This window comes from Qipengyuania xiamenensis (assembly GCF_019711495.1).
GTDB classification, from domain to species: domain Bacteria; phylum Pseudomonadota; class Alphaproteobacteria; order Sphingomonadales; family Sphingomonadaceae; genus Qipengyuania; species Qipengyuania xiamenensis.
The window spans coordinates 225,767-242,011 of the sequence record NZ_JAIGNM010000003.1 but is presented as its reverse complement, the minus strand read 5'-3'; the positions used below and the strand labels follow the sequence as shown (position 1 = coordinate 242,011).

The following is a 16,245-nucleotide window of genomic DNA, read 5'->3' as shown; positions in this document are numbered from 1 at the left end:
CGAATGTACCAGGGTCTGTAGCGTTTCATCCTCGCATCGATGGTCGTCTATGCACACCTGCTTCCCAACGTCGCGGACGTGGGGAAGGCAGCGGTGGCAGGCTTCTTCAGGCTGTCCGGCTTCCTCGTCACCCGTATCGTGAACGGGCGCTACTCCGACGGGGTGCGCGGTTTTGGAATCTTCGTGCTCAACCGGGCGCTGAGGATCTATCCCACGTTCTGGGTCTGCCTCGCCTTCGCTTTCGCGGCGATCGCTCTTTTCCCGACCGTGGCGGCCAATACCAACCCGCGCATGGTGCTGACCTCCGACATCGGCGAGATCGCCAAGCAGATCCTGATCTTCGGCCAGCTGGGCCCGGAAGGTCGGGCACCGGTCGGCTGGATCTCGGTCGGCTGGAGCTTGTCGGTAGAGCTCGTCTATTACCTCTTGATTGCCACCGTCCTTGGCCGCTCGAAAATCGCGACTGCGCTCTGGCTCGTCTTCGGCGTTGGTACGATGGTGTACGCGATCGGCAACCTCGGCCTCGACGAGGCCTATTTCTCCTATCTCTACATCACCCTGGTTTTCGCCATCGGTGCAGCGCTCCACCACTTCGGCGAATGGTTCGACAAGGTGTTCTCGCTCATCGCCAACAAGGGCTCGCCCAAGGCGGCGATCGCGGCGATCGCGCTGCTGCTGGTATATGTCTTCTGGCAGGAGCCGATCGGGATCTACATTTATCTCGAGACACGTTCGATGGACGAGATCGCCCGTGTGTTGCCGCTGGATTCCATCTGGATTTTCTACGGCACACTGCCCTTTGCCGCCTTTGCCATGTGGGCGACGCTGGCAGTGCGCGTGGACGACAGCTCGGTGCTGACAGGATCGAAGCTCGCCAAGGTTTCGGAATATCTCGGCGAGTTGTCCTATCCTGTCTTCCTGCTCCATTTCGCCATGCTGATACTGGTCACCGGTCTGCTCGGCGGAACCGGCGGGCAGGGGCCGGAGCGCGTGCTGTGGCATTCGCTCGTCGCCATCCCGCTGGTCTACATCCTCGCCATGCTGGTGGTTCGCTTCGTCGAACAGCCGGTCCAGCGCCTGCGCGACAAGGTACGCGACCTGACCGACGGCAAGTCAGCCGATCCGCGGATAAAGAACGTCCACGTCCCCTGATTTTCCGGCTGGTCGCAAGGGCGGTGCAGTTCGTCCGGCTGTTCATCTTTTCGCAAGCGCGGCGACGCTCTGCATCCTCTCACGTGCAAGGGATCGCATGTGAAAGGATCGCAAATGAAAAAGATTATCGCATTCGCCGTCATTGGCGCAGGTTTTGCCGCTACCCCCGCAATGGCGGACGATACGGAAGCCCCCGGCGGCTTCTACATCGGCGCCCTCGGCGGCTATGAAGGTGTCGATGTTGAATCGGCCGACGGCACGGCCACGGCAACCGCCGACAGCGCCGTTTACGGCATCAATGCCGGCTACGACCTCAGCCTTGGCGGCGCGTTCGTCGGTCTCGAAGGCGAGCTGTCGACCAGCGACGGATCGACCAGTTTCCCGGGCAGCTTTGCCGGCGCTCGCGAAGGGCTGGAAACCAGCGGCCAGTATTATCTCGGTGCCCGTGCAGGCTTCGCCCTGACGCCCGGCATCGCCGCTTATGGCAAGGTCGGCTACACCTCGCTCGACACGACGGCATTCACCTCGAGCGGCTCGCTGTCGGATCTCGAAGAGAACACTGACGGCATTCGCTACGGCGCGGGCATCCAGATCGAGCTGCCTTCCGCACTCGAGGCGCGCATTGAGTATCGCCGCTCGCAGTACAATGAGCTCGCCGACATCGACCAGGGCGAGGCGACGACCGACCAGATCGTCGCCGGGATCGGCCTGCGCTTCTAAGCTAGGTCTGGATCAGAACGGCAGGGCCTTGCCGGTGTAGTCGACATATGCGTAGCCACCGCTCGCATTCTCGACGACATCGGCGAGGCCCTTTGCACTTTCCTCGACCGTGATGTGGGCATTGGGTCCGCCCATGTCGGTCTGCACCCACCCGGGATGGAGCGAGAGAACGGCGATGTCGCGCTCCTTCGCATCCTGTTCGGCAATGCCCTTCGCAAGCATGTTCTGCGCGGTCTTGCTCGTGCGGTAGAGCTCGTATCCGCCCGAACTGTCCTCTATTGAGCCCATAAGCGAGCTCATGAAGGACAGCGAGCCGCCCTGCTTGATCTGGGGCAGCAGCCTCTTGCCGAGATGTGCCGGGCCGAAGGCGTTGGTCATCATCACATTGGCGACTTCGTCCGGTGTCGCCTGCTCGCTCGATTGGTGCTGCGGGCCGGTGATACCTGCATTGACGATCACCGCGTCGAATTCACCCGTCACATTGCCGAAGGTGGAGGGATCGGTGACGTCCAGCGTTTCGACCGTGACGCCTTCGAGCGCGTGGAGCTCGTCGCTTTTCGAGCGCTCGGTGCCGGTTACATCCCACCCGCGCGATTTGAATTCCTCTGCAAGGCCGAGGCCGATGCCGCGCGATGCGCCGACGATGAGGACGTGTTTGGTCATTGTGGTTTCTCCTAGGCCGGGTGGACCAGCGTCTTGAGGTTCATGAATTCATGGAGGCCGAATTCGGCCAGTTCGCGGCCATGGCCCGACCGCTTGATACCGCCGAAGGGCGCTTCGATCTTCGATCCGTTGACCGCGTTGAAGGTCGTCATTCCTGCCTCGATGGCATTTGCGAAATGCTCTTTCTCGTCCTCGTCATTGGTCCAGACGGCAGAGCCCAAGCCATAGGGAATCGCGTTGGCGATGGTGGTCGCCTCGTCGATGTCTTTCGCCTTGTAGAGCTGCCCGACGGGGCCGAAGATCTCGTCGGTCGCGGTCTCGCTGGCGAGCGGGACATCGGTGAGCAGGCCGGCGGTCATCCACGCGCCGGGCCGGTCGATCTTTTCGCCGCCGAAGACCAGCGTGCAACCTTGCTCCTGCGCCATCTTAACCTGATCGAGGACGGTATCGCGCTGTCCCTCGCTTGAAAGCGGGCCGAGCTCGGTCTCGTCATCCATCGGATCGCCGAGCTTCACATCTTTCAATGCCGTGACGAACCTGTCCGAGAACTCGTCGTAGATATCGGCATGCACGATCGTGCGCTTGCCGCAGATGCAGGATTGGCCATTGTTCTGGATGCGGGCGAAGACCGCGTCCTTCACCGCCTGATCCATGTCAGCAGAGGGCATGACGATGAACGGGTCGGTGCCGCCGAGTTCGAGCACCACCTTCTTGAGGTTCTTGCCTGCCCTTTCCGCGACCGCGCTGCCCGCGCCTTCGCTCCCCGTGAGCGTCGCGGCTACGATCCGCGGGTCGTCGATGACCTTGCCGATCGGATCGGATGACACGCACAGGTTCTGAAATACGCCCTCGGGCCCGCCTGCTTCGAGGACCAGTTCCTCCATCCGCTTGGCGACACCCTGGACGATGCTCGCATGCTTCAGGACCCCGACATTGCCTGCAAGGATGGTCGGCGCGAGGAAGCGCACGACCTGCCAGTACGGGAAATTCCAGGGCATGACTGCGAGCACAGGCCCCTGCGGCAGCCAGCGCGCTTCCGCACGACCGCCATCGGACAGGTCCCAGAATTTGGAATCCAGCATTGGCGGCCCGTTTTCGGCATAATAGCGGAACAGGCTCGCGCATTTCTCTACCTCGCTGCGGGCCTGCGTGATCGGCTTGCCCATCTCGGTCACGGCGAGGCGGGCGAGGTCTTCCTTGTTGGTTTCGTAGAGGTCGCCGAGCGCATTCAGCAGGTCGGTGCGCCGGTCCATCGGCGAGCTCTTCCAGTCGGCATAGGTGCGCGTCGCCTGTTCCAGCTTCCGGTCGATGCCGTTCTCGTCGAGCGTTTGATACTCGGCGATGGTCTCGCCGGTCGCGGGATTGGTAGTGGTGATCAAGCGGAAGCTCCTCGGGTCTCTTTCCCACACAATGGGTGCGAGGCGAGCGCGTTCCGCAAAGCCGCTTCGCAATCGTGGCGCGACAGGCTAGCTAACCCACATGAAGTCGATCGAAAGCCAGCGCCACCGCTTCGCCATCCCGGACGACGTCCACTATCTCAACTGTGCCTATATGGCGCCTTTGTCCGATGGCGTTTCGAAGGCCATGGTCGAAGGCGCGATGTTCAAGTGCGAGCCGTGGAAATATACGCCGGGCGATTTCTTCACCGGAAGCGAACGCTTCCGGGAGCGTGCGGGAGAGCTGTCCGGCACGCAGCCGGACAATATCGCGATCGTACCCTCGGCGAGCTACGCGCTCGCGATCGCAGCGCTGAATTGCCCGGTCGAACAGGGCCAGTGCATCGTCACGTTGGCGGGTCAGTTCCCTTCCAATGTCTATGTCTGGCGAGACCTCGCTGCCGAACGCGGCGCCAAGGTCGTCACGGTTATGCGTGACGAGAACTCCTGCTGGACCGACGCCGTTCTGGACGCGATCGATCAGGACACGGCAATTGCTGCGCTCCCGCATTGTCACTGGGCTGACGGGCGACTGGTCGATCTGGAAAGGGTGGGGGCAAGGTGCCGCGAGGTCGGGGCGGCTTTGGTGCTGGACCTGACGCAGTCGCTTGGCGCCATGCCGCTCGATCTGGGCGCCGTCCGGCCGGATTTCGCGGTCGCCGCCTGTTACAAGTGGCTGATGGGGCCCTATGGCATCGGCCATCTCTATGTCGATCCGCGCCACCATTCCGGGCGCCCGCTGGAGCAAAATTGGATCAATCGCGGGGGTTCGGAAGATTTCACACGGCTGGTCGATTACCGCGACGATTACCAGCCCGGCGCCCGCCGTTTCGACATGGGCGAGCGCTCTAATCCGCCGCTCCTGAACGGAGCGGTCGCGGCCTTCGATTTCCTGCTCGAATTCGGAATCGAAGCGGTTGCAGAAGAGCTGGGGAGTAAAACGACGGCCATCGCTTCGCAGGCGGCCGACCTCGGCCTTACCGCAGCCCCGATCGGACAACGCGCCGCCCATTTCCTCTCGCTCGGCTTTCCGCAAGGCGTGCCCGATGGCCTCACGCAGCGCTTGGCCGACAGGAACGTGATGGTGTCGCTGCGCGGCAGGTCGCTTCGCGTGACGCCCCATCTCTACAATGACGAGCGCGATGCAGCCGCCCTGATTGAGACCTTGCGCGAACTCCTCTGAATCGCCTTACTTGCGGCGGAAACGGAAGTACCAGACCTCGTGCCCGTAAGTGTTGCGGGCCTTGTGCTCGTAGCGCGTCTCGCACCACCCAGAGGGTCGGTTTTCCCAGCTGTGGCGATCTTCCACGACCCATTCGAACACATCGGTAAAGCGCCGCATCACCATCAAGGCGTGACGCAGGTAAACGGGATGGTCGGTGCCGAAACGGAATTCGCCGCCGGGCTTCAACTTGTCGGCGAACATGCGCACCGGGCCGTCGTTCATCATCCGGCGCTTGGCATGCTTGTTCTTGGGCCAGGGGTCGGGATGCAGCAGGTAAAGCATGGTCAGCGCACCGTCGGGGACGCGGGCAAGGGCATCGAGCGCATCACCATGGTGGATGCGAACATTCGCCATGGTCCCCTCGTGCACATGGGTCAGCGCCTGCGCGACGCCGTTGAGAAATGGCTCTGCGCCGATGAAACCGTGATCGGGCAGGAGATCCGCGCGATAGGCCATGTGCTCGCCGCCACCGAAACCGATCTCGAAATGAAGCGGGCGGTCGAAGCCGAACAGCGTTTCCGACGTCACCGGACCTTCTGCAGGCACCGCGATTTGCGGCAGAAGCTTGTCCACCAGCTCCTGCTGGCCGGCGCGCAGGGGCTTGCCCTGGCTGCGGCCATAGAGCCGGTTGAGCGTGGTCGGATCGCCTTCCTTGAATGCTGACATGGCGTGCCCGCTAGGCGATATTGGCGCAGATTGTCCAGCAATTCGGGGTTGAGGCGGGCAGGCGCCTTTCGCTAGGCGCCGCAGACATATGGACGACTTGCTCAAAGACTATTTCGAACTCGCGCTCTGGCTGCAATCGCTGATTGCCCTGACGGGGCTCGCGCTGATCGCGCTGCTGGTGAACTGGATCATCAAGCGCGTGCTGCTGCGCATGGCCGCACCCTATCTCGATACCCGCAGTCTGACGGCGGACAAGGCGGCCGCGTGGCTGGCGACAGTCATTCCGCTCCTGATCGTATCGCGCGGTATCCAGGCGGTGCCGAACATGCCCGAAGAGGTCGTAACCGTGACGGTGAACGTCGCGGAGGCTTTCATCGTGTTTTCGGTGGCGATGGGGATCAACTGGGCGCTCAACTACGCCAACGAACTCTACGCGCGCAGGCCCGAGGCACGCAGCCGACCGATCAAGGGTTATGTGCAGGTCCTGAAGATCGCGATTTTCTGCGGCGCGGCGATCCTGATGATCGCGGTGCTGATCGAACAATCGCCCCTGCTACTTTTGTCGGGCCTCGGCGCCATGGCAGCGGTCCTGCTGCTCGTCTTCAAGGACACGATCCTCAGCCTCGTCGCAAGCGTGCAGCTGACCAGCAACGACATGTTGCGCGTAGGTGACTGGATCGAGATGCCGAGCATGAGTGCCGACGGCGACGTGATCGATATCGCGCTGCACACGGTGAAGGTTCAGAACTTCGACAAGACCATCACGACGATCCCCACGCATCGGCTTATCTCGGACAGCTACAGGAACTGGCGCGGGATGAGCGAAAGCGGCGGGCGGCGGATCAAGCGCAGCCTCGTGATCGACCAGAATTCCGTCCGGTTCCTGGACGAGGACCAGCTTGCCGGTCTCAAGCGCTTCAAGCTCCTCGATGGCTACCTTGCCCGCAAGGAAGAAGAGATCGCCGAATGGAACCGGCACGAGCTGGCAAGCGGCATCGACGAGATCAACGCGCGGCGAATTACCAATATCGGCACGCTACGCGCCTATGTGATCGCTTATCTGAAGAGCCATCCGCGGATTGCGGGCGAGGGCTTTACCTTGCTCGTCCGCCAGCTTCCGCCGGGCCCGCAAGGCCTGCCGCTGGAAATCTACTGCTTCACGGATACTGTGGACTGGGGCGAATACGAGGCGATCCAGGCGGACATCTTCGACCACATGCTCGCGATCCTGCCGCAGTTCGGCCTGCGCATCTTCCAGGAGCCGAGCGGGCTGGACCTCGCGAGCGGGCTGAAAGGCAATTCGCGCGACTAGATCGCCTTAGTGCGTGGTGACCGGCCCGGCTTCATCGCGGCGGTCCTGCTTTGCGGCAAAGCTGGTTTCGATGAGGCTGGTGAGGACATGCGGCATCACCGGCTTGCGCAGGATGCGATCGGGCTCGATCCCGTCCAGGCGCGCGGCGATATCGTTGAGGTCCCATCCGGTCACGAGGATGGTGAACATGTCGGGGCTGGCCTTTTTGACGGCTTCGAGCACTTCGAGGCCGTCATGGTCCCCGTCGAGTGCGAAATCGAGAATCAGGAAATCGGGCGGGGCATCGCGCAGGAGCCGCAGCGCGTCGCGGGCGTTGGCCGCGCGGCCGACAACCTGGCATCCGGCAGATTTGCAGGTTTCATCGAGCATGAAGGCAAGGATTTCGTCGTCCTCGACGATTGCTACCTTCGGTTGTCCAAGTGCTGGCATTGCGAAATCCTCCGCCGGTATCCGGCAAATGCGTCGCATGCGCAGCCCCCTTGCGCTCGACTAAAACTCCCCCTGATAGAAACGCTTAGTGATGCAAATCACATAGCTAAATTACGTAACAACCCTTAGCACAAGTCGTTCCCAATAAACAGAAAATCGGCGATCTGTTCATATTCAAAGGTAAAGCCCCGGCACCCAATTAGGTGACCGGGGCCTCCTCCCGTCGCGAAAAGCGACTTTGTTCTTAGGCGGCTTCGGCCTCTTCGTTCGGATCGCGAAGAACGTATCCCCGGCCCCAGACGGTTTCGATGTAGTTCTCGCCGCCGCATGCATGGCTGAGCTTCTTGCGCAGCTTGCAGATGAAGACGTCGATGATCTTGAGTTCTGGTTCGTCCATGCCGCCATAAAGGTGGTTCAGGAACATTTCCTTGGTCAGCGTGGTGCCCTTACGGAGCGAAAGCAGCTCCAGCATCGCATATTCCTTGCCGGTCAGGTGGACGCGGGCGCCGTCGACTTCGACGGTCTTCGCGTCGAGGTTCACAGCGAGCTTGCCGGTGCGGATGATCGACTGGCTGTGGCCCTTCGAACGGCGCACCACGGCGTGGATGCGGGCGATCAGTTCTTCGCGGTGGAACGGCTTGGTGACGTAATCGTCGGCGCCGAAACCGAAGCTGCGGATCTTGCTGTCCATCTCGGCAATGCCCGAGAGGATGAGAACCGGCGTCTGCACCTTGGCGACGCGGAGCTTCTTGAGCACGTCATAGCCGTGCATGTCCGGCAGGTTGAGGTCGAGCAGGATGATATCGTAATCATACAGCTTGCCCAGATCGAGGCCTTCTTCGCCAAGATCGGTCGAGTAGACGTTGAAGCCTTCGGTAGTGAGCATGAGCTCGATCGCCTTGGCGGTTGTCGGCTCGTCTTCGATCAGCAGTACACGCATGGGTTAGTCCCCCTAGCCCTGTTTCCCCGGCCCCGATGAGGGGCGATGTCCTTCGTTAACCAATATGGGTGTGAATGGAAAAGGTTAACGTGAGGTAAAAGCCGTTAACTTTTTCGACTGTGACGGGGGTGCACCAGTCGCCTTATCAAATGTTGCGAAGCTTCTTCTCGCGGCGGCGCTGTGCGCTCGAACCGATGCCGATCGCCTCGCGATATTTCGCCACGGTGCGCCGCGCGAGATTGAAGCCCTCTTCATTGAGCATGTCGGCAAGTTTCTGGTCGGACAGGACTTTCTTCGGGTCCTCTGCGTCGCACAGCGCCCTGATGCGCGCCTTGATTGCCTCGCTGCTGGCGCCTTCTCCGTCGGCAGCCGCAACTCCGCTGGAGAAGAAATACTTCATCTCGAAGGTGCCGCGCGGACAGGAGAGGTATTTGTTACTCGTCACGCGGCTGACGGTGGATTCGTGCATGTCGATTCGCTCCGCGACCTCGCGCAGGGTCAGCGGGCGCATCGCCGAAACGCCTTCGCGGAAAAAGCCTTCCTGCAGGGTCACGATCTCGCTCGCCGTCTTGAGGATGGTCTTCTGCCGCTGGTCGAGGGCGCGGATCAGCCAGTCGGCCTCGCCCAGCTGTTCGTTGAGCCACGCGCGCGAGGCCTTGTCGCGCGCGCCTGCTTCCAGCTCGACGTAATATTCGCGGTTCACGACGAGGCGCGGGAGGCTGGCCTCGTTGATCCGGATTTGCCAGCCGCCGCCTTCACCGGGCGTCACCAGCACGTCGGGTACGATCGCCGCCTCTGCCTCGCCTCCATATCGGCAACCGGGCTTGGGATCGTAGCTGCGCAGTTCGGCCAGCATGTCGGCGAAGTCCTTTTCATCGACTTCGCACAGGCGGCGCAAGCGGGCGATATCGCCCGATGCCAAGAGGTCGAGGTTCTCGATCAGCCGCTGCATGCAGGGATCGAAGCGATTGGCCTCCTTCGCCTGCAGGGCTAGGCATTCGCCAAGGTTTCGCGCGCCAACGCCGGTCGGATCGAGCGACTGGACCAGCTCGAGCGCATCCTCCACCTCTACCAGCGGGGCGCCGAGTTCGTCGGCAAGGTCGCGCAAGGAGGTGTACAGGTAACCCGCCTCGTCGAGCTCGTGAATGATGCGCGTCGCGATCAGCGCTTCCTGGGGGTTGTAGGAAAGCGAGCCGATCTGGGCGGTCAGGTGTTCCGCCAGGCTGATACTGTCATTCGACCGGTTTTCGAGGTCGGGAAGTGCCTCTCCCGACGGGCCCGCGCTGGCAGTTTCCGACCAGTCCCCGCGGTCGCCGGGTGCAGCTTCGGTATCCTGCGCGTAATTGGCGATGTCGAGCGCGCTGTCGCCGTCGAAATCGGGCGTGGCCTCGTGCTCCCCTGCCGGAGCGTCACTAGTATCCTCGCCCTTCTCGCGGGTCACCTCGCCCACTTCGAGCAGCGGATTGCTCTCGAGCGCTTCGGATACGAAAGTCTCGATTTCGAGGTTCGACAGCGCAAGCAGCTTGATCGCCTGCTGCAACTGCGGCGTCATCACCAGCGACTGGGTCTGCCGTAGGTCTAGCCTCGGACCAAGCGCCATGCCTTCAACTCCAGGCGCGCGCCGTCATCACAGCGTGAAGTTTTCGCCGAGGTAGAGTCGCTTGACGTTTTCGTCGGCGACCAATGCCTCGGGCGTTCCGGCGAACAGCACCTGTCCGCCATAGATGATGCATGCGCGGTCGACGATCTCGAGCGTCTCGCGGACGTTGTGGTCGGTGATCAGCACGCCGATGCCGCGCGTCTTGAGGTCCTTCACGAGATCGCGGATGTCGCTGATCGAAAGCGGGTCGATCCCGGCAAAAGGCTCGTCCAGCAACATGATCGAAGGCTTCGCCGCCAGCGCGCGGGCGATTTCCGCACGGCGACGCTCACCACCCGATAAGGCCATGGCTGGGCTTTCACGCAGCCGGGTCAGGCCGAATTCGTCGAGCAGGCGGTCCAGCTCGGCAGCACGCGTCTCGGCGTTGGGTTCGACCATTTCGAGCACGCAATTGATGTTCTGCTCGACCGTCATGCCGCGGAAAATGCTGGTTTCCTGCGGCAGGTAGCCGAGGCCGAGGATCGCGCGGCGATACATCGGCAGCTTTGTCACGTCCTCGCCGTCCATCAGGATACGGCCCGAATCCGGGCGGACGAGACCCATGATCGAATAGAAACAGGTCGTCTTTCCGGCGCCGTTCGGGCCGAGCAGGCCGAGCACTTCGCCCTTGCCCACGGTCAGCGAGATATCGGTGAGGACCTGCCGCTTGTCGTAGCTCTTGGCGATGGAGATTACCTCGAGCCCACCCTGCGGGATGGGGGGTGCTGCATCATGGACAGCTTCGTTGTCCGCGCTCAGGAGATCTTCAGCCATGGCCAGCGCCATAGCATGCCGGACATTCAGGAAAACCCCCGAGACCCATGAATTCGATCAACTTGGCAGGATTCGTGCATGGACGACATGAATCCGCGCATGAGTCGCCTCTTTGCTTGCCAGAAGCCCGCATTTTTGAAAGGTTGCCCATCTGGAGAGAAACACGGGGAGTAGATCGATGGGTGAGGCGATCGACAACACGCATAAGGACGGTGACGGCAACAGCGGCCACCTGCATGACTGGCGCAAGGCGATGAGTGACAATGTCGCACTCGCGCTGATCGTCTATACCGGGCTCCAGATCTTCGTGACCGTGAACGCGATCAAGCAGGGGGTCTCCTCGACACTTCCGTATTTCGCGCTCGTCTTCCTCGTCGCCGCGATCATTCCTGCCTGCCGCTGGTTCGAACGTCGCTGGGTCAATCTTCCCGAACACGTGGCTCATGACGAGGCGCTTTCCGGCGCTTTCCGCCGCGACCAGATCATGCTCTGGCTCATTGCCATCGGCCTGCCCTTCGTGTTGACGGGCATAGCCAAGGCGATTTTTGCAGCGATCGCTTGAGCAACGGTCGAAGCGTACCTACCCGGACCCGCAATCGGGTTTCGGAGTTTCAGTAAGATATGATCGATAGCAAGACAGCACTGGCGCATTGTCAGGACCTCGTCGCGCTGGCGCAGCAAATGGGTGCTGATGCCGCGGATGCGATAGCGCGCGCCAACTCCTCGGAAAGCGTGTCGATGCGCCTCGGCAAGCTGGAGGAGGTCGAGCGTTCGGAAAGCGAGGAGATCGGCCTGCGCGTATTCGTCGGCAAGCGGTCCGCTTCGATCAACACCAGCGATTTCGCGCCCGAAGGCCTCAAGGCACTGGCGCAGCGTGCCGTTGAAATGGCAGGCCACGCGCCCGAAGACGAGCATGCCGGCCTCGCGCCTGCAGAAGCGCTGTTTACCGGCGATCTGCCCGATCTCGATCTCGACGATCCCGAGCGACCCGAGCCGCAGTCCCTGCGCGAAGCAGCCCTGGCAACCGAGGAAGCTGCGCGCAGTGTCGAGGGTGTGACCAACAGCAATGGCGGCAGTGCAGGGTTCGACCGTTCAGTGGTCGCGCTTGCTACGTCGAACGGATTCGGACGCGCCTATTCGGGCAGCGGTCATACGCTTTCGGCAAGCGTGGTCGCGGGCGAGGGCGGTTCGATGGAGACCGACTACGCCTCGCGCGGTGCGCGCTTCCGCTCGGACCTCCCCAGCGAGGCCGAAATCGGCGAAGAGGCTGGGCGTCGTGCCGTCGCGCGACTCAATCCCGGCTCCATGCCGAGCGGCAAGTATCCGGTCGTGTTCGACCCCCGCATCGGCGGCGGGCTTATCGGCCATTTACTCGGAGCGATCGGAGCGCCCGCCGTCGCGCGCAAATCGACTTTCCTGCTTGGTCGCGAAGAAGACGAACTGTTCGACCCCTCGATCCGGATTCTCGAAGAGCCGCTGCGCAAGCGCGGCGTGCGTTCGCGCCCCTTCGACGGTGAAGGCGTGGCCTGCACCTCGCGGGCGATCGTCGAAGGCGGCCGACTGACCGGCTGGCTCACCAATGTCGCGTCCGCCGACCAGCTCGGCCTCGGCCTGACCGGCCATGCCGCACGCGCTTCGGGCGGATCGCCCGGCGTTAGCGCGAGCAATGTCCACCTCGAAGCAGGCAGTGTATCGCCCGAAGAACTCATGGCAGATATCGAGGACGGCCTCTACGTAACCGGCCTCTACGGGCAGGGTGTGAACATGGTGACGGGCGACTACAGCCGCGGTGCGACCGGGTTCCGGATCAGGAACGGCGAGTTTGCCGGTGCCGTTTCAGAAATCACCATTGCCGGCCATCTCGCGGACATGTTCCGCGGCCTTACTCCTGCGAACGATCTCGAGATGTACCGCTCGGTCAATGTCCCGACCCTGCGGATCGACGGCATGACGGTAGCCGGCGAATGAAGCGACTGTTTGCAGCCTTCGCCCTCCTGATGGCCGCTCCTGCGGGAGCGCTCCTGCCTACGGCGCCTGCTACGGAAGCGCCTGCCGAAGTCGAAGCTGCCGGTCCTGAAATCGATGACACGCTGGATGCAGGGGCGGACGACCGGATTACGGAGCGTATCGAGGGTATCTTCGCCGAGCTGCCAGCATTTGCGAACGTTTCGGTCGAGGTTAGCCAGGGCGTCGTGTCGCTGTCAGGCGTCGTACCGAAACAGGAAGACATCGCCCGGGCCGAAGCCATCGCCTCACGCGTCTCGGGGGTTGTAACAGTCGAGAACAGTCTCGAGCGCGACCTGTCGATCAGTGCCGAGGGTACCGGCATCGCCGACCTTGCCGACAAATGGGCAGGCTTCGTCGACATGCTTCCGCTCATCGGGCTGGCATTGCTCGTCTGGACGGCGATTTCCGTGATCGGCTATCTGATCGCCGGGCTCGGCGCGCTGTGGCACCGGCTCGCACCCAACAGCTTCCTGGCCGAGCTTATCGCCAGCGCTATCCGCTTCATATTCGTCGTCGGCGGTCTTGTCGTCGCGCTCGATATCCTCGGGGCAGGGGCCTTGCTGGGCGCGGTGCTTGGTGGGGCCGGCGTCATCGGTCTCGCCCTGGGCTTCGCCCTGCGTGAGACAATCGAGAACTATCTGGCATCGCTCATGCTCAGCTTGCGCCAGCCTTTCCGTGCGAACGACTGGGTCAAGATCGACGATCTGGAAGGTCGTGTCATTCGCCTGACCAGCAGGGCAACCGTGCTGATGACGCTCGATGGAAATCACCTGCGCATTCCCAACGGGCAGGTCTTCCGCGCGGTCATCACCAATTACACGCGCAATCCCCAGCGCCGCTTCGAGTTCGACCTGGGCGTCGACGCCGATGACGATGCGCGTGCCGCCCGCCAGCTTGGGCGCGATACCTTGGCGGGCCTCGACTTCGTCCTCGACGATCCGGCACCCGAAGCGCGGATTATGGAAGTGGGCGATTCGAACGTCGTGATCCGTTTCCTCGGCTGGATCGACCAGGAAAAGACCGACTGGTGGAAAGCGCAAAGCCAGGCGATCCCGGCAGTGAAGGAAGCGCTCGAGGACGCAGGTTTCGGCCTGCCCGAACCGATCTACCGCCTCCGCTTCGATCCGCGCAGCGCGAGTGTTCCCTTCCAGCAGGGAGCGGCCGCGACTCCCGCGCAGGAATCGAAACCGCCAGCGAAAAAGACCGTCCAGCAGATCACCGTTACCGAGACCGACGAGGACGTCCGGCCAGTCAACGAGATTGCCGACATGGTGGAGCGGGAGCGCCGCGAGAGCGGAGGAGAACAGGACAAGGACCTGCTCGATTCCTCGCGTCCGGTCGAATAGGCGCAGCGCAAAAAAAGGGGCGCTCTGTGGCGCCCCTTCGTCTTACTTCTTGCTGTTCTCGTAGCGCTCGATGCATTCGAGCACGATGCGCCGTGCATCGTCCGCATCGCCCCAGTTGCCGATGCGGACCCACTTCTCGGCCTCGAGGTCCTTGTAGTGGGTGAAGAAGTGCTCGATCTGCTGGAAGATGATCGAAGGCAGGTCCTTCGTCTGACCGACGTCGGAGTAATAGGGGAAGGTCGTGTCGACGGGCACGCAGATCAGCTTCTCGTCGCCGCCATGCTCGTCTTCGAGGTTGAGCACGCCGATCGGACGGGCACGCACCACGCAGCCCGGGATGAAGGGCGAGCGCGAGATCACGAGCGCGTCGAGCGGGTCGCCATCGTCCGAAAGAGTATGCGGTACGAAGCCGTAGTTCGCCGGATAGCGCATCGGCGTGTGCAGGATGCGGTCGACGAACAGCGCGCCCGATTCCTTGTCGAATTCATACTTCACCGGTTCGCCGCCGGTGGGGACTTCGATGATGACGTTGAGACTTTCGGGCGGGTTGTCGCCCACGGGGATCATGTCGATGCGCATTTATGCTCTCTAGCTATTGTGCGTGTGTTCGGCCCCTCCCCCCAGAAAGACTTCGCGGGGCGCCCTAGCGAAAGGGTGAGGATTGCGGAAGGGGGCAGTTGCCACTAATCGCGCACACCATGCCAAAGACACCGCAAGCCATCCGTGGCACCCAGGACATCTTCGGGCCCGACGCCGAAGCCTTCGCTTTCGTGGTCGAGACCTTCGAGCGCGTCCGCAAGCTCTACCGCTTCCGTCGCGCAGAGATGCCGGTCTTCGAGAAGACCGAAGTGTTTGCCCGTTCGATCGGCGAGACGACCGATATCGTGTCGAAGGAGATGTATTCCTTCGAGGATCGCGGCGGCGAATCGCTGACACTGCGCCCGGAATTCACTGCGGGGATCGCGCGCGCCTATCTTTCCAACGGATGGCAGCAGCATGCCCCGGTCAAGCTTGCGACGCATGGTCCGCTGTTCCGTTACGAGCGCCCGCAGAAGGGCCGCTATCGCCAGTTCCACCAGATCGACGCGGAAATCATCGGTGCCGCCGAACCGCAGGCCGATGTGGAACTGCTCGCCATGGCCGACCAGCTCCTCAAGGAACTCGGCATTAGCGGCGTTACGCTGCACCTCAACACGCTGGGCGACGGCGACAGCCGCGAGGCATGGCGCGCTGCGCTGGTCGAGCACTTCCGCGCGGTGAAGGATGAATTGTCCGAGGATTCGCAGGGGCGGCTCGAAAAGAACCCGCTGCGCATCCTCGATTCGAAGGATCGTCGCGACCAGCGCTTCGTCGCCGACGCGCCGAAGATCGACCAGTTTCTCTCGGAGGATGCGCGTGCGTTCTTCGACGCGGTCACCAGCGGTCTCGATGCGGCGGGCGTGAAGTGGCAGCGTGCAGAAAGCCTCGTGCGCGGGCTCGACTATTATCGCCACACCGCCTTCGAATTCATTCCCGACGAGGGCAGTGAAGCGGCCGGCAAGCTTGGTAGCCAGAGCACTATCCTCGGCGGCGGTCGCTATGACGGCCTCATGGAAAGCCTCGGCGGGGCAGCGACGCCTGCCGTCGGCTGGGCCGCGGGCATCGAGCGCCTGGCCATGCTGGTCGGCGACAAGAGCGAGCCCAAGGCAGACGTGATCGTCGTCGTCGAGAACGACGAGCTGGTCGACCGCGCGATTGCCGCGATCGGCAAGATCCGCGCCGCCGGACACTCGGCCGAACTGATGGCCTCGGGCAGCCCGCGCAAGCGCTTCGACAAGGCTGTCAAAGCCGGCGCCGAGAAGATCGTGGCCTTCGATATCCGCGACGGGACCGAGCACGTGCGCATCAAGGCGGACGATCATGCGCGCGGCTCCATCGAACAGCTCCTGGGCTGAGC

At 62.6% G+C, this 16,245-nt stretch carries 16 protein-coding genes; 8 read left to right on the top strand and 8 right to left on the bottom strand.

The genetic code is table 11. The features are described 5' to 3' along the window. Positions 1-27 precede the first annotated feature (27 nt). A complete protein-coding gene (locus K3165_RS12620; RefSeq protein WP_345721226.1) occupies positions 28-1,152 on the top strand; it encodes an acyltransferase family protein in 1,125 nt (374 codons plus the stop codon). 114 nt (positions 1,153-1,266) lie between these two features. Continuing rightward, positions 1,267-1,872, top strand: coding sequence for an outer membrane protein (locus K3165_RS12615; protein ID WP_221549247.1), 606 nt, complete (start codon positions 1,267-1,269; stop codon positions 1,870-1,872). 12 nt (positions 1,873-1,884) lie between these two features. Here K3165_RS12615 and K3165_RS12610 read toward each other — a convergent pair whose 3' ends face one another. Both K3165_RS12610 and K3165_RS12605 read right to left on the bottom strand, forming a co-directional pair. After that, positions 1,885-2,535 (bottom strand): SDR family NAD(P)-dependent oxidoreductase, encoded by a 651-nt coding sequence (locus K3165_RS12610; protein WP_221549246.1) that lies wholly within the window; start codon positions 2,533-2,535, stop codon positions 1,885-1,887. Between the two features lie 11 nt (positions 2,536-2,546). After that, positions 2,547-3,914 (bottom strand): NAD-dependent succinate-semialdehyde dehydrogenase, encoded by a 1,368-nt coding sequence (locus K3165_RS12605; protein WP_221549245.1) that lies wholly within the window; start codon positions 3,912-3,914, stop codon positions 2,547-2,549. Between the two features lie 100 nt (positions 3,915-4,014). On the opposite strand from K3165_RS12605, the gene K3165_RS12600 reads away from it, so the two are divergent. Then, positions 4,015-5,154, top strand: coding sequence for an aminotransferase class V-fold PLP-dependent enzyme (locus tag K3165_RS12600; protein ID WP_221549244.1), 1,140 nt, complete (start codon positions 4,015-4,017; stop codon positions 5,152-5,154). 6 nt (positions 5,155-5,160) lie between these two features. On the opposite strand, the gene trmB is transcribed toward K3165_RS12600, so the two are convergent. Further along, positions 5,161-5,862 carry a tRNA (guanine(46)-N(7))-methyltransferase TrmB gene (trmB, locus tag K3165_RS12595; RefSeq protein WP_221549243.1) on the bottom strand — a complete coding sequence of 234 codons (702 nt, stop codon included), beginning with the start codon at positions 5,860-5,862 and terminating at the stop codon, positions 5,161-5,163. Between the two features lie 88 nt (positions 5,863-5,950). Here trmB and K3165_RS12590 point away from each other — a divergent pair, with 88 nt between their 5' ends. Further along, the gene (locus K3165_RS12590) at positions 5,951-7,174 is read left to right on the top strand and encodes a mechanosensitive ion channel family protein (protein WP_221549242.1); all 1,224 of its coding nucleotides are present in this window, start codon (positions 5,951-5,953) and stop codon (positions 7,172-7,174) included. A gap of 6 nt (positions 7,175-7,180) precedes the next feature. Here K3165_RS12590 and K3165_RS12585 read toward each other — a convergent pair whose 3' ends face one another. The 4 genes from K3165_RS12585 to lptB all read right to left on the bottom strand — a co-directional run bounded on the left by K3165_RS12585 (position 7,181) and on the right by lptB (position 10,956). Further along, a complete protein-coding gene (locus tag K3165_RS12585) occupies positions 7,181-7,603 on the bottom strand; it encodes a response regulator (protein ID WP_221549241.1) in 423 nt (140 codons plus the stop codon). A gap of 244 nt (positions 7,604-7,847) precedes the next feature. Further along, positions 7,848-8,543: a response regulator transcription factor CtrA gene (gene ctrA / locus K3165_RS12580; protein WP_090477376.1), complete on the bottom strand. Its 696-nt coding sequence runs from the start codon at positions 8,541-8,543 to the stop codon at positions 7,848-7,850. Positions 8,544-8,688: 145 nt separating this feature from the next. Beyond that, on the bottom strand, positions 8,689-10,143 hold the full coding sequence (gene rpoN, locus K3165_RS12575; RefSeq protein WP_221549240.1) for an RNA polymerase factor sigma-54: 1,455 nt from the start codon (positions 10,141-10,143) through the stop codon (positions 8,689-8,691). 27 nt (positions 10,144-10,170) lie between these two features. Beyond that, complete coding sequence (lptB, locus tag K3165_RS12570; RefSeq protein WP_221549239.1) at positions 10,171-10,956, bottom strand: LPS export ABC transporter ATP-binding protein; 786 nt, start codon at positions 10,954-10,956, stop codon at positions 10,171-10,173. A gap of 178 nt (positions 10,957-11,134) precedes the next feature. On the opposite strand from lptB, the gene K3165_RS12565 reads away from it, so the two are divergent. Genes K3165_RS12565 through K3165_RS12555 form a run of 3 tightly spaced genes read left to right on the top strand, consistent with a single transcriptional unit; the run spans position 11,135 to position 14,309 of the window. Next, positions 11,135-11,518 carry a hypothetical protein gene (locus K3165_RS12565; protein WP_221549238.1) on the top strand — a complete coding sequence of 128 codons (384 nt, stop codon included), beginning with the start codon at positions 11,135-11,137 and terminating at the stop codon, positions 11,516-11,518. A 59-nt stretch (positions 11,519-11,577) separates the two neighbouring features. Further along, entirely contained in the window at positions 11,578-12,924 is a 1,347-nt protein-coding gene (locus K3165_RS12560) for a TldD/PmbA family protein (protein ID WP_221549237.1), read from the top strand. Further along, positions 12,921-14,309 carry a mechanosensitive ion channel family protein gene (locus K3165_RS12555; RefSeq protein ID WP_221549236.1) on the top strand — a complete coding sequence of 463 codons (1,389 nt, stop codon included), beginning with the start codon at positions 12,921-12,923 and terminating at the stop codon, positions 14,307-14,309. The genes K3165_RS12560 and K3165_RS12555 overlap by 4 nt, the downstream gene beginning before the upstream one ends. A gap of 42 nt (positions 14,310-14,351) precedes the next feature. On the opposite strand, the gene ppa is transcribed toward K3165_RS12555, so the two are convergent. Further along, a complete protein-coding gene (gene ppa / locus K3165_RS12550; RefSeq protein ID WP_221549235.1) occupies positions 14,352-14,888 on the bottom strand; it encodes an inorganic diphosphatase in 537 nt (178 codons plus the stop codon). Positions 14,889-15,007: 119 nt separating this feature from the next. Between ppa and hisS the strand changes: the two genes are divergently transcribed. Next, positions 15,008-16,243: a histidine--tRNA ligase gene (gene hisS, locus K3165_RS12545; RefSeq protein WP_221549234.1), complete on the top strand. Its 1,236-nt coding sequence runs from the start codon at positions 15,008-15,010 to the stop codon at positions 16,241-16,243. Positions 16,244-16,245: the final 2 nt, after the last annotated feature.

Excerpts from the sequence above, each read along its gene's own strand:
- K3165_RS12615 (WP_221549247.1), top strand. The coding sequence starts at position 1,267 with ATGAAAAAGATTATCGCATTCGCCGTCATTGGCGCAGGTTTTGCCGCT.
- K3165_RS12610 (WP_221549246.1), bottom strand. The coding sequence starts at position 2,535 with ATGACCAAACACGTCCTCATCGTCGGCGCATCGCGCGGCATCGGCCTC.
- K3165_RS12600 (WP_221549244.1), top strand. The coding sequence starts at position 4,015 with ATGAAGTCGATCGAAAGCCAGCGCCACCGCTTCGCCATCCCGGACGAC.
- trmB (WP_221549243.1), bottom strand. The coding sequence starts at position 5,862 with ATGTCAGCATTCAAGGAAGGCGATCCGACCACGCTCAACCGGCTCTAT.
- K3165_RS12590 (WP_221549242.1), top strand. The coding sequence starts at position 5,951 with ATGGACGACTTGCTCAAAGACTATTTCGAACTCGCGCTCTGGCTGCAA.
- K3165_RS12585 (WP_221549241.1), bottom strand. The coding sequence starts at position 7,603 with ATGCCAGCACTTGGACAACCGAAGGTAGCAATCGTCGAGGACGACGAA.
- ctrA (WP_090477376.1), bottom strand. The coding sequence starts at position 8,543 with ATGCGTGTACTGCTGATCGAAGACGAGCCGACAACCGCCAAGGCGATC.
- rpoN (WP_221549240.1), bottom strand. The coding sequence starts at position 10,143 with ATGGCGCTTGGTCCGAGGCTAGACCTACGGCAGACCCAGTCGCTGGTG.
- lptB (WP_221549239.1), bottom strand. The coding sequence starts at position 10,956 with ATGGCTGAAGATCTCCTGAGCGCGGACAACGAAGCTGTCCATGATGCA.
- K3165_RS12565 (WP_221549238.1), top strand. The coding sequence starts at position 11,135 with ATGGGTGAGGCGATCGACAACACGCATAAGGACGGTGACGGCAACAGC.
- K3165_RS12560 (WP_221549237.1), top strand. The coding sequence starts at position 11,578 with ATGATCGATAGCAAGACAGCACTGGCGCATTGTCAGGACCTCGTCGCG.
- K3165_RS12555 (WP_221549236.1), top strand. The coding sequence starts at position 12,921 with ATGAAGCGACTGTTTGCAGCCTTCGCCCTCCTGATGGCCGCTCCTGCG.
- ppa (WP_221549235.1), bottom strand. The coding sequence starts at position 14,888 with ATGCGCATCGACATGATCCCCGTGGGCGACAACCCGCCCGAAAGTCTC.
- hisS (WP_221549234.1), top strand. The coding sequence starts at position 15,008 with ATGCCAAAGACACCGCAAGCCATCCGTGGCACCCAGGACATCTTCGGG.